The organism is Anabaena sp. UHCC 0204, assembly GCF_009711975.1.
In the GTDB taxonomy this organism is placed as follows: Bacteria; Cyanobacteriota; Cyanobacteriia; order Cyanobacteriales; family Nostocaceae; genus Dolichospermum.
Map to the genome: position 1 here is coordinate 227,268 of NZ_VIKW01000004.1, position 12,564 is coordinate 239,831.

Genomic DNA, 12,564 nt, shown 5'->3' on the forward strand with positions numbered 1-12,564 from the left:
GGAGCAGGGGGCAGGGAGCAGGGAGCAGGGAGCAGGGAGCAGGGAGCAGGGGAGCAGGGGAGCAGAGGAGCAGAGGAGTAGGGAAAACTTCTTAACAACTGACAACTGACAACTGACAACTGACAACTAACAACTGACAACTGACAACTGACAGCTGACAACTGACGACTGACAACTGACAACTGACGACTGACAACTGACAACTGACCAATTACAGCGTTTTCATATCCTGGACAAAGCCTGTGTGAATATTACCTTGCAAAAATTGCGGATTTTCCATAATTTTTTGATGAAAGGGAATAGTTGTCGGTAGTCCAGTAATGGCACATTCTCGCAATGCGCGTTTCATGCGGTTAATAGCGGTAGCTCGATCTGGTCCCCAAACAATTAATTTACCTATCAGGGAGTCATAGTAAGGGGGGATTTGGTAATCTGTGTATACATGAGAATCAATCCTCACTCCGGGTCCTCCTGGTGGAAGATAACCAGTGATTTTTCCAGGGGCGGGGCGAAAATCATGATCTGGATCTTCAGCGTTAATGCGGCATTCAATGGAATGTCCTTTGAGAACTACTTCTTTTTGTGTCAGCTTTAGTCTTTCGCCTTGAGCAATACGAATTTGTTCAACTACTAAATCTATTCCAGTGATCATTTCTGTAACTGGATGCTCAACTTGTATCCGGGTGTTCATTTCCATAAAGTAGAATTTACCGGATTTATCGAGGAGAAATTCGATAGTTCCTGCGCCGGTATAGTTGATAAACTGGGCTGCTTTGACAGCAGCTTTTCCCATTTTTTGCCGTAAGTCTGGATCAAGGGCAGGACTAGGAGCTTCTTCTAGCAGTTTTTGGTTACGACGCTGAATGGAACAATCTCTTTCACCTAAATGAATGACGTTACCGTAGCTATCGGCTAAAATCTGAAATTCAATGTGACGGGGACGTTCAATAAATTTTTCTATATAAACGCCTGAATTGCCAAAAGCTGCTCCTGCTTCTCCTTGGGCTGCAAAAAAGAGTTTGACAAATTCATCTTCTGAGCGGACAAGTCGCATTCCTCTACCACCACCGCCTGCGGTAGCTTTAATCATCACAGGATAACCAATTTTGTGAGCGATCGCTAATCCTTGTTCTTCTGATTCTACTAACCCTTCACTACCGGGAACTGTGGGTACACCAGCTTTTTGCATGGTTTCTTTGGCTGTGGACTTGTCCCCCATTAGCCTAATAGACTCGGGACTAGGACCAATAAAAGCAATGTGATGATCTGCACAAATTTCGGCAAATCTAGCATTTTCTGATAAAAAACCATAGCCAGGATGGATGGCGCTAGTATTACGTGTTAATGCAGCCGCAATAATATTGGGAATGTTCAAATAACTTTTACTGCTGGCAGGTTCACCAATACAAACGGCTTCATCGGCAAGTTGAACGTGCAGTGCATTTCTGTCAACAGTGGAGTGAACGGCAACTGTGGCAATTCCCATCTCTTCACAGGCACGGAGAATGCGAAGGGCTATTTCTCCTCGATTGGCAATTAATATTTTATCAAATTTCATTTTCTAGTTGCGATATCAGTACCAGTAGATTGACATTCTCTCCCATCCTGTTGACATAAAGCTGTTGCATTACTGTAAATCGTGACAGGAGATTCCCAAACCTCATTCTTAGCAGACTATTGGATTATGTGGCATCTTTGCTAGACCTTTTAATATCACCTTTGCTGTTCCTATATTTCTGTCTGTCTCATACCTATTCAAAAAATTTTGGGGAAATATTTGGAAAATCTTGTATTTAAGTAATTTTTTTATGTTATGATATAGTCTGTGTTAAATTCTTGCGGATGTGGCGGAATTGGTATACGCGCACGCTTGAGGTGCGTGTGGGCATAGCCCTTGCGAGTTCGAGTCTCGCCATCCGCATTTTTTGGATGTAAGTTATCCGCTTTTATGGTCAGGGAAATGATCATAGTAGCGGGGTTACATTTTCACCATAAAAGTTAATCTTAGTTTTTTTTGCCAGCTTGCCTGAATGGATGCTGGTTTTTTGTGCTTTGATATAATTAGATGAAGTTTTGTAAAGAACATTGACTACTACTTTTAATCCAGCAAATAACTCTACTCTGCCAAGTGATTGGCATTGCCTAACTCCAATTTGGGAAGGTGGTGAAGAAGTGGTTAAACGCGGTTTACCTCATACCCAGTTATCACCAACTTGGCAATTACTGCTTTTGGGTGATGGTTCTCCGACTAGACACGTCCAACTGTTAACGGGTGAACCAACGGAGGTAGATGTGATTGATATGTCAGCAATTGGGATGAATTCAGATGGTGCGCCTGCGATGATGCAGATGCTACCAGGTCCGAGAGTACGACGACAGGTATGGGTGCGGACTGCCTCTGGTCAGCGTTTATACTATGCGGCATCTTGGTGGGAAGCAAGTCATGTAGATGAGTATTTACAAAACAAGTCTTTACCGATTTGGGCAAGTTTAGCTCGGTTACGAACTGAGTTGTATAGGGATGTCCAAGGTATTTATTATGGTGATTCAGAAGCTTTAGAGTCGGGTTTTCAGGAAAAGGGACCATTTTGGGGTCGCCATTATTTATTTTGGCATCATGGACAACCACTGACTTTAATTTATGAGGTTTTTTCACCTTTTTTAACTAAATACTTAGGGGCAATGAATTATCAAGATTAAAGGAGACTCTTCCCAATTACCAAAAGCAGATAGGATCAAAGTAATCGGAATTGATATTTTCAAGCATCCACTGGAGAGAAGTGTTTATGAATCTGGTTGTACTCCAGAACTGGCTAGATAATGCCTCCTTTGCTGTCTTATTCTGCACTATGTTGGTGTATTGGGTGGGGGCAGCCTTTCCAAGTTTATCAGTAACAGCGGCTTTGGGGACGGCTGGAATGGCGATCGCTAATTTGTGTATCGCCACTCTCTTAGGAGCAAGATGGATAGAAGCTGGTTATTTTCCCCTCAGCAATCTCTATGAGTCGTTATTTTTCTTAACTTGGGGAATTACGGCTGTACATTTAATTGCTGAAAATAACAGTCGTAGTCGCTTGGTGGGAGTTGTGACTTCTCCTGTAGCCATGGGAATTGTTGCTTTTGCTACTCTCACCTTGCCATCAACAATGCAGGTTTCAGAGCCTTTAGTTCCTGCATTAAAATCGAATTGGCTGATGATGCACGTCAGTGTCATGATGTTGAGCTATTCCGCTTTGATGGTAGGTGCATTGTTAGCGATCGCCTTTTTAATCGTTACTCGCGGCCAAAATATCCAATTACAAGGTAGTTCTGTGGGTACAGGTGGCTATCGTAATAATGGTTATAAGTTACTCAAAGCCGGAGAATTAGTTACACCTTCACCTGCTGCGGAAACTAACGGCTTTTCTCGTGGGGGAAGTAATAACAATGGTAATGGGACTGCGGTTTTAGATTTAATCAATGTCACGGAAACCCCCACTTTAGTAGCTACGGAAACCCTTTCGCCCCAACGTCTCAATTTGGCTGAAACCCTTGATAATATCAGCTATCGCATCATCGGTTTGGGATTTCCCCTGCTCACTATTGGGATTATTGCCGGTGGAGTTTGGGCGAATGAAGCCTGGGGTTCTTATTGGAGTTGGGACCCTAAAGAAACTTGGGCGTTAATTACTTGGTTAGTATTCGCTGCTTATCTGCATTCTAGAATAACTCGCGGTTGGCAAGGGCGAAAACCAGCAATTCTAGCCGCAACTGGTTTTGTTGTGGTTTGGATTTGTTATTTAGGTGTAAATCTTTTGGGTAAGGGTTTACATTCTTACGGTTGGTTTTTCTAATTAGGGGTTGTTGATAGTAGGGGCGAAGCATTCGGATGATAAATTATCGGTTTTTTCCCAAGTTTATTTTCCGAATGCTTCGCCCTTACACCGAATGCTTCGCCCTTACAGAAGGACTGGGAACTTGATACTCCCGCTCCCTTCTGGTAAAAAAGACCGTTTAACACCTCAGATGTATATTTTTATGTTTATATTTATCCTATCCGGGGGGATAGGATACCATACTACGAAGTGAGAGAAATAATCTAGGGACTTTCTAGGGTTCTCTCCTGATTTTGGTTATCTTGAGGAACTCATTGTGGTTGCAACCCCGGAAAAACTGCACGCTACCCATACCCACGAGCATCTACCCAGTCAAGACCGTGTAGCCGTGTTGCTTATGGGATATGGCGAAGTCGAAAGCTACGAAGATTTTGCTAACTATAACGAACAAGCTTTAAATTTACTGACTGCTAAATTCGCTCCTGTTCCTACTTGGATTTATCCCCCTTTAGCAAAGCTTTTAGCAATATTTGATCGACATGAATGGGGACACACACATCACGATTTTATCTCCCCACATAATGCCATCTTTGAAAGACAAAGAGCGGGTATTGAACATGAATTACAACATAAATGGGGTAATGGTGTTCAAGTTTTCAAAGCTTTTAACTTTTGCGCTCCTTTTTTACCAAACCAAGTTTTAGCCGAAATTAAAAATCAAGGCTTTAGCAAACTTCTGATTTATCCATTATTGGTTGTTGATTCCATATTTACCAGTGGTATTGCTATTGAACAAGTGAATAATGCACTTGTAGAATTAGCAGACGGTGATGAACATTGGGTAAAAGCCCAAAGATATATTCCTTCGTTCTACAATGAACCAGAATATATTGATTTAATGGCGCATTTAGTAGAAGAAAAAATCCATACCGATTTAGCTACAGGTTATTTACCTTCGCAAATTGGGATTATCTTGATGAATCATGGTTGTCCCCACAAAGCGAAAGGCTTTACCTCTGGGATTGATGAAAGTCAAGCAATGTATGAGTTAGTTAGAAATAAGTTAATTAACAATTACCCGTTAATTTCTGTGGGTTGGTTGAACCATGACACTCCATTAATTGAATGGACACAACCAAATGCTACAGTAGCTGCTCAAAACTTGATTCAATTGGGTGCGAAGGCGTTGCTATTTATGCCCATTGGTTTTGCTACAGAAAATCATGAAACTTTGCTAGATGTTCATCACATTATTCATGATTTAGAAAAACAACATCCAGATGTAGATTATTTACAAATGGCTTGTGTTAATGATAATCCAGAATTTTTAGCGATGGCTGCTAATTGGGCAAATGCACATATTGCCGAGTTGATGGAAACAGAAGGAATGGCTGTTAATTCACAATCAACTATTGCTCACCACCATCACCATCATTAAAAATGTCCTGAATTTGATCATCTTTTAGAATTTTTGTAGATTTGTAGTAGAGACTTCCATGGAATGTCTCTACTGCTGTTTGGGAGCAATGCGATTTTGTCCAAGTAGGGGCGAAGCATTCGGGCGACAAATTCTCGGTTTTTCCCCAGTAGGGGCGAAGCATTCGGGCGATTAATTATCGGTTTTTTCCCAAGTTCATTTTCCGAATGCTTCGCCCTTACACCGAATGCTGACGCTTCCAGCACGGTCAGGGATACGCCCTTACACCAAATGCTTCGCCCTTACGACTTCTGACTGGGCGCAGGCCCTGCGCCCCTACGGTAATATTATTAAATATTATGTTGGTTTGAGCGATTTCTTAACCCAAGCTAAATTACTCTATTTAAATTATACAAATTAAAAATCCAGCCAATACTGACAAACTCCTGAATGATTGTCAACACTAGAACCTGAATGCAGGTTATAATTTTTTTGCGGAGCAACTTTACAAAAATTTATGAGTAATCCCCTTGTGCAAGCCTTTTTTGTAGGCAGAGCAGTAGCTGAAGTGATTAATGAGCGTGTGGAAGTCGCCTTGACTGACGCTTTGAGTGAACTGGGTAAATTTGATGCTGAGGCTAAAGAGCAACTACGCCAGTTTACAGAAGAAGTGATTGCACGAGCTAATCGGGCAGCAGAATCGTCTGCAACTGGAACAACCACAGGTAATAGTTCAACCGGTGGAGATTCAGTAGACTTACAAACCGAAATTGACGAATTAAGGGCAGAAATTGCTCTATTAAGAACTGAATTGCAGAAATATCGCAATACTGCAAAATAGGTAATGGGTAATGGGTAATGGGTAAGATAAATATTCTCCCTGCTCCCTGTCCCTTCTACCTGCCTTCAATCAGATGACTCCGTGACAACCCGACGGTATAAGAAAAATATGGAACAAGGTTACTCAGACAAAGCATACCGTTGGAATCGGGAAAAATACTCTAGCAAACGCCGCTTTGTGGATATTTGGTCTTTTGTCTTGACCTTGATGTTCAAGATATGGCGCTATAACAAAGCTTGGAGTTACCCTGGCGGTGTAACCGAAGTTAAACAATCGGCTAGACGCAAAGCCCAAGCAATCTGGGTTAGAAATACATTTTTGGATTTGGGTCCGACTTTTATTAAAGTTGGCCAATTGTTTTCTACTCGTGCTGATATTTTTCCTAGTGAATATGTAGAGGAACTGTCTAAGTTACAAGATAGAGTCCCAGCATTTAGTTATGAACAAGTTGAAGGAATTATTGAACAGGAATTAGGGAAAACAATTTTTCAACTATTTCACAGTTTTGAACCTATTCCTTTAGCTGCGGCTAGTTTGGGGCAAGTTCATAAGGCTGTGTTACATTCGGGTGAGTCGGTAGTTGTGAAAGTTCAACGTCCTGGACTCAAAAAGCTATTTGAGATTGATTTAGACATTCTTAAGGGGATTGCTCGTTATTTCCAAAATCATCCTAAATGGGGACGAGGAAGGGATTGGATGGGTATATATGAAGAATGTTGTCGCATTCTTTGGGAAGAGATTGATTATCTAAATGAAGGACGCAATGCTGATACTTTTCGCCGTAATTTTCGCACCTATGACTGGGTGAAAGTGCCGAGAGTTTATTGGCGTTATGCCACTTCTAGGGTGATCACCTTGGAGTATATGCCGGGGATTAAGGTTAGTCAATATGATGCTTTAGAAGCTGCGGGTGTGGATAGAAAGGCGATCGCTCGCTATGGCGCTCAAGCATATTTACATCAACTTCTGAATAATGGTTTTTTTCACGCTGATCCTCATCCTGGAAATCTCGCAGTTAGTCCTGACGGGGCTTTAATTTTCTACGATTTCGGGATGATGGGAACAATTAAATCTAATGTCCGAGAAGGACTAATGGAAACGCTGTTTGGGATCGCCCAAAAAGATGGCGATCGCGTGGTAAAATCCCTAATTGATTTAGGAGCAATCGCTCCTGTTGATGACATGGGACCTGTTCGCCGTTCTGTTCAGTATATGCTGGACAACTTCATGGATAAGCCTTTTGAAAACCAATCTGTGGCAGCTATTAGTGAAGATTTGTATGAACTGGCTTACAATCAACCATTTAGATTTCCAGCAACTTTTACTTTTGTCATGCGTGCCTTTTCCACTCTAGAAGGAGTTGGTAAAGGTCTAGATCCCGAATTTAACTTTATGGAAGTTGCCCAGCCTTATGCAATGCAGCTTATGACAGATAATAGTGGTTCAGAGGGGAATAGCTTCTTGAATGAATTAAGTCGTCAAGCAGTTCAAGTCAGTAGCACTGCTTTAGGATTACCTCGGAGATTAGAAGATACCCTAGATAAAATCGAACGTGGGGATATCCGTCTACGAGTTCGCTCCGTAGAAACTGAACGCCTGTTACGGAGACAAAGTAATATTCAACTGGGAATGAGCTATGCTCTTATCATCAGTGGTTTTACAATCGCTGCCACCATTCTTTTAGTTAGCCATTATGTGTGGTTAGCAGCCTTCATTGGTCTAATTGCAGCCTCAGTTTCGTTCATACTGATCCGGTTGCTTTTACGCCTCGACCGTTATGATCGGATGTATTAATTGTTCACGAAAAATCTATGAAACTTGACTCTACCGGTTGTACAGATCCGGGACTTATTCGTGCTTATAATCAAGATTCCTACTATATTGACCCCACAGGGCGATTCTTTATAGTCGCTGATGGGATGGGAGGTCACGCAGGGGGAGAAGAAGCCAGTCGCATTGCTACCCAAGAAATTCGTTTTTATTTAGAGAATAATTGGCAATCCTCGGAATCGTCATCAAAACTTTTAGAACAAGCTTTATCTACTGCCAATCAAGCTATTATTCAGGATCAGCAAAATCATCCTGAACGTGCTGATATGGGAACAACAGCCGTAGTAGTAGTGATTCGTCCATCCGAATCTCCTGTCTGTGGTCATGTTGGCGATTCACGCCTCTACCGTCTACGGGAATCACAATTACAACAAATTACAGAAGACCATACATGGATTGCCAAAGCCATGAAAATGGGTGATATTAGTGCTGATGAAGCGAGAATTCATCCCTATCGCCATGTTTTATCCAGTTGTTTAGGTAGGGAAGACCTCAATCAGATTGAAGTTCAACTACTGGATTTAGAAAGTGGCGATCGCCTACTCTTGTGTAGTGATGGACTCACAGAAGAACTCGTTAATCAAGAAATTTTTGGCTACGTTAAAGATGCGCCTTCTTTAGAAAAAGCTGCTCATGCCCTAATTGAAGCTGCAAAAGAACAAGGTGGACATGATAATATTACCGTCGTCCTAGTATCTGTAGAATCCTAAGCGAAAATGTAGAGACGTTCTAGAGAACGTCTCTATGATGGTTATAAAAAGGTATATTTTAATTTTTTTCTCTCCATGCTTTAAACTGGTGCAAATAAATATTTCTTATCTGTTCCCTGTTCCCCGTTCCCTGTTCCCTTCTTTGTAAATATACTCAAGAATTTGTTCAATTTGAGCATTTTTCCTTTTCATAAATTGATAAAAATATTTTTAATCTCCAGAAATTACTACAGGAGTTAAATTTCTATAATTTCCACCATTGACATATTGCACTTTGTAAGATGTCTTAAATAGACAGCAAATAGAGGGTTACTAAATTACAGAATCTAGATAAAAAGCCAAGTATCAAACTTGTCGTTCCCTTGATTTCTTACTCCTGACCCCTAAATAAAAAAACCATAGCTACTGCTATTCAAAGAATCTTCACCAAGACTAAACTATCCCAATTTAGTATATAAACCCGCTCGTAGCGGATTAGATTCGTATATCAGTAGACTTAGTGCAGTATATACTCAAAAAAAATAACCTCAAAAACATGGGCAAATTGTCAAACATTTGTTATCTTTCTTAATATAGAGAAACAAATGTCAAACAAAATTTAGCCAAAGTATCACCCTTGTCTCTTTTATGTTCTATAGCAGATTGTAGATAAAGGGAGTAAATAAACCGAAACAAGCTAAAACTTGTTTTATCGTTCACTCCTAAACCCTCAATTCTGTTGTTGATGTTGATATTACACGTTGTTTGTTTTGGAGTTCATCATGAATCAACCAATTGAACTGTCCTTGGAACAGCAATTTAGCATTTGCTCCTTTGCTACACAAGTCCAACACATGAGCCACGAACAAGCCCAAGACTTTTTAGTTAAGCTTTATGAACAAATGGTTGTACGTGAAGCCACTTATCAAGAATTACTTAAACAGCAGTGGGGTCTAGACTCAGGTTCCGCTATGGCATAGAGTATCCTTTCCTGTGTCGCAGTGGGCGACCTCCTTCTCTTGCTCGTTTCCAAGAAGGAAAAAAGCTGGGGATGCTGGGGCGTCAACTTCGATTACTAGTACCGCAGGGCGGAATTAAAAATTAAAAATTAAAAATTAAAAAAGAGTCAGGAGTTAAGAATAAAGAACATTTTTCTCTTCTCCTCCCTATTACCTATTACCTATTACCTATTACCTATTATCTGTCACCTGTAACCTGTAACCTGTCACCTATTTATTTAGGAATTGAGAAGTGAAAAGTTATACTCCTCACCTCTCATAAGACTACTCCTTACACTTATTGCAATTAGAACATTTAGGGAGTACGTGCAACCTCTAGCTAAAGATGCAGATTTGTTGGCAATATCACTAAAAGTAGTATAAAATATTGCCAAATTATCAGATATTATTGTTTCCCCTGTAATATATTTTCAATTTCTGTCAATTTGACAGGACCAACAAAGTTCGGACTAGTCATAATAAAAGAAGGTGTTCCACCTAATCCTAATTTTCTGGCTAGTAGTAGGTCTTTTTGGATAGGATTATTGGCTAATTTGCGATCGCTATTAAATTTTACGAGATTTAAATTTAGTTTTTTAGCAGTATCTAAATATAAACTCTCACCCAATTGCTTTTGGTTTGTAAACAAGGCATCATGATATTCCCAAAACTTACCTTGCTGATATGCAGCCCAAGATGCGGTAGCTGCGGGTAAGGCTTGTGAGTGAATTTGATAAAGTGGGAAATGTTTATAAACTAAGGTGAATTGATTAGGATATTTCACTAATAAATCTTTGAGACTTTTCTGTGCTTCGGCACAATAAGGACATTCAAAATCAGAGAATTCTATCAATACAGTTTTTAATTCAGTTGCACCAATAGTGGGAGAATCACCAATTACAGCTTGGGGATTTTTTTGAAAATCATTAATAAATTCCTGTCGTGATTGTTGTAATTGTTGTTGCTGTTGCTGCTGGTAGGCTTCCACAGATTCAATAATGACTTCTGGGTTTTTGCGGATAATTTCTAAAACTTGTTGTTCTAGTTGGGAATCTATTTTAGTTTGAGCTTGCACAGGGATTGACCAGCTTAATATTAGGCAGATTAAGCTAAAAATTGCCAAATTTCGGAAATAAGTAAAAGTTTTGAGCATTTGTCAAAGATATCACACTAAAAATATAATTTTATCAAGTAGCGGAGCAAACAGCAATTGTCCTAATTTTCTGTAAAAATGCCTTTAATTAATAAGTAGGTTGGCGTTAAAAATTGTCGTTATGACAAGGGAACAGGAAGAGAGTTTTTACTTTTCGTTACATATTTTGTTTTTTTTCTCTTCACCTATTATACATATTTGATAATTAAAGTTTACATATAGAGACTTTCCATGGGAACGTCTCTAGTTCTGAATATATAAATTGAGAATTTGCTGATGTTTTACCTAAATTGTTCAGTAAATATCCAAATTACAGAGAAGTGAGATCACAGTTATGTTAACAAGTTGGCTTTACTTAATTGCAGCAATTATTTTTGAAGTTTCTGGTACAACTTGCATGAAACTGTCAGCAGAATTTACTAAACTTATCCCTTCAATTTTCATCTTTGTATTTTATGGACTTTGTTTAACATTTTTAACCCTATCTCTGAGAACAATTCCCGTGAGTATAGTTTATTCCATTTGGGCGGGTGTTGGTACACTGATAATTGCCATGATTAGCGTGATTTGGTTTCATGAGTCCTTGACGCTGATCAAAATAATTTCTATGTCTTTAATAATTATCGGTATTATCGGTTTAAACTTAGCTGAGTGAAAGGAAGTAGGGAAAAGGGCATAGGGAACAGGCAAGAATTTTTACCAATCACCCATTACCAATTACCTGTTATACTGCAAACGTCTTAAAACTGAACCCCTCTCCAAACCTCTCCCCGTTCACGGGGAGAGGCTTAGAAGTTATTTTTTGGTCAAAAAAAGTGCAGTTTCTAACCGTTTTGAGTATACCAAAGTAAACTAGAAACTTGGGTTAATAAAAAAACAGATTATTATGAACAATAAAATTCTGGCTACATCTGTATTTTTACTCACAGTCAGCTTATCAAATACAGTCCAAGCTGCAAATTATGAAGATATTAGACAGTTATTAGCAACGAAACAATGCCAAAAATGTGTTCTCAATAATGCTGGGTTGGTAATGGCTGACTTATCAGGGGCAAATTTAAGCGGTGCAAATTTGGCTGGTGCGAACCTAAGTCGAGCAAATTTAGCTGGTGCTGACTTGCGGGGTGCTGATTTACGGGGTGCGAGTTTATTTGGTGTGAACTTAAGTGAGGCTAAACTCAGTGGTGCAAATTTAACAGGTGCTGATTTAAGAAATACCTTTTTAATGAATGCTGAATTAAAAGGTGCGGATATTACAGGGACAAATTTTCAAGGTGCGGTAGGAATACCTGCACAAATTGCTAAATCTGAAGATTTTTATGCCTGGGGTGTAGCAGCCGCAGAAAAGGGTAATCTTAAACCAGCGATTGATTATTTTAGTCAAGCGATCGCCCTCAAACCAGATTATGCTGGAGCATATTTAGCCCGTGGTGTTGCTAGTTATCAAAGTTTAGACAGAAAAAGCGCCTTACAAGATGCCCAAATGGCAGCAGAATTATTTGAAAAAGAAAAAAATGCTGAAGGACTAAAAACAGCGCAAGCTTTTATTACAGAATTAAAAACACCTTATTCAGAAACAGTGAATGCGGGTAAACCCAGCTTTATGGATTTTGTGGGGAGTTTAGGTTCAGTTTTATTACAGTTTTTGCCTTTTTAGAAAATTGGGAACTGGAGACTGGGGACTGGGCAAGAATTATTTATCTTTTAGATTTTGCCTTTTCCTTGTTCCTTTTTCTCTATTCCTAATTAAGTAGGTGAACAGAAAAATTGAAAGGTATGTGAAGAAAAGTAAAATCGCCCAAAACTCTCTTCCTGTTCCCT

General features: G+C 39.7%; 11 protein-coding genes and 1 tRNA gene. 10 read left to right on the plus strand and 2 right to left on the minus strand.

Features of this window, described 5'->3' with window-relative positions:
* Nucleotides 1-211 precede the first annotated feature (211 nt).
* Nucleotides 212-1,558, minus strand: a complete 1,347-nt coding sequence (gene accC, locus FJR04_RS05285) for an acetyl-CoA carboxylase biotin carboxylase subunit (protein ID WP_168492437.1) — start codon at nucleotides 1,556-1,558, stop codon at nucleotides 212-214.
* A gap of 280 nt (nucleotides 1,559-1,838) precedes the next feature.
* Here accC and FJR04_RS05290 point away from each other — a divergent pair.
* The 8 genes from FJR04_RS05290 (at nucleotide 1,839) to FJR04_RS05325 (ending at nucleotide 9,572) form a co-directional block, all read left to right on the plus strand.
* Nucleotides 1,839-1,921, plus strand: a tRNA-Leu gene (locus FJR04_RS05290).
* Nucleotides 1,922-2,085: 164 nt separating this feature from the next.
* Complete coding sequence (locus FJR04_RS05295) at nucleotides 2,086-2,700, plus strand: chorismate lyase (protein WP_168492439.1); 615 nt, start codon at nucleotides 2,086-2,088, stop codon at nucleotides 2,698-2,700.
* 86 nt (nucleotides 2,701-2,786) lie between these two features.
* The gene (ccsB, locus tag FJR04_RS05300; protein ID WP_168492441.1) at nucleotides 2,787-3,833 is read left to right on the plus strand and encodes a c-type cytochrome biogenesis protein CcsB; all 1,047 of its coding nucleotides are present in this window, start codon (nucleotides 2,787-2,789) and stop codon (nucleotides 3,831-3,833) included.
* Between the two features lie 298 nt (nucleotides 3,834-4,131).
* Entirely contained in the window at nucleotides 4,132-5,253 is a 1,122-nt protein-coding gene (locus FJR04_RS05305; RefSeq protein ID WP_168492442.1) for a ferrochelatase, read from the plus strand.
* A 496-nt stretch (nucleotides 5,254-5,749) separates the two neighbouring features.
* Nucleotides 5,750-6,073 (plus strand): DUF6825 family protein, encoded by a 324-nt coding sequence (locus FJR04_RS05310; protein ID WP_168492443.1) that lies wholly within the window; start codon nucleotides 5,750-5,752, stop codon nucleotides 6,071-6,073.
* 108 nt (nucleotides 6,074-6,181) lie between these two features.
* Nucleotides 6,182-7,867 (plus strand): AarF/ABC1/UbiB kinase family protein, encoded by a 1,686-nt coding sequence (locus tag FJR04_RS05315; protein WP_168492483.1) that lies wholly within the window; start codon nucleotides 6,182-6,184, stop codon nucleotides 7,865-7,867.
* Between the two features lie 17 nt (nucleotides 7,868-7,884).
* Nucleotides 7,885-8,613: a Stp1/IreP family PP2C-type Ser/Thr phosphatase gene (locus FJR04_RS05320; protein ID WP_168492444.1), complete on the plus strand. Its 729-nt coding sequence runs from the start codon at nucleotides 7,885-7,887 to the stop codon at nucleotides 8,611-8,613.
* A 761-nt stretch (nucleotides 8,614-9,374) separates the two neighbouring features.
* Entirely contained in the window at nucleotides 9,375-9,572 is a 198-nt protein-coding gene (locus tag FJR04_RS05325; RefSeq protein WP_168492445.1) for an NblA/ycf18 family protein, read from the plus strand.
* A gap of 424 nt (nucleotides 9,573-9,996) precedes the next feature.
* On the opposite strand, the gene FJR04_RS05330 is transcribed toward FJR04_RS05325, so the two are convergent.
* Nucleotides 9,997-10,743: a DsbA family protein gene (locus FJR04_RS05330; RefSeq protein WP_168492446.1), complete on the minus strand. Its 747-nt coding sequence runs from the start codon at nucleotides 10,741-10,743 to the stop codon at nucleotides 9,997-9,999.
* A 334-nt stretch (nucleotides 10,744-11,077) separates the two neighbouring features.
* Between FJR04_RS05330 and FJR04_RS05335 the strand changes: the two genes are divergently transcribed.
* Together FJR04_RS05335 and FJR04_RS05340 are read left to right on the plus strand one after the other, a co-directional pair.
* A complete protein-coding gene (locus FJR04_RS05335; protein WP_168492447.1) occupies nucleotides 11,078-11,398 on the plus strand; it encodes a multidrug efflux SMR transporter in 321 nt (106 codons plus the stop codon).
* 231 nt (nucleotides 11,399-11,629) lie between these two features.
* Nucleotides 11,630-12,400, plus strand: coding sequence for a pentapeptide repeat-containing protein (locus tag FJR04_RS05340; protein ID WP_168492448.1), 771 nt, complete (start codon nucleotides 11,630-11,632; stop codon nucleotides 12,398-12,400).
* Nucleotides 12,401-12,564 lie beyond the last annotated feature (164 nt).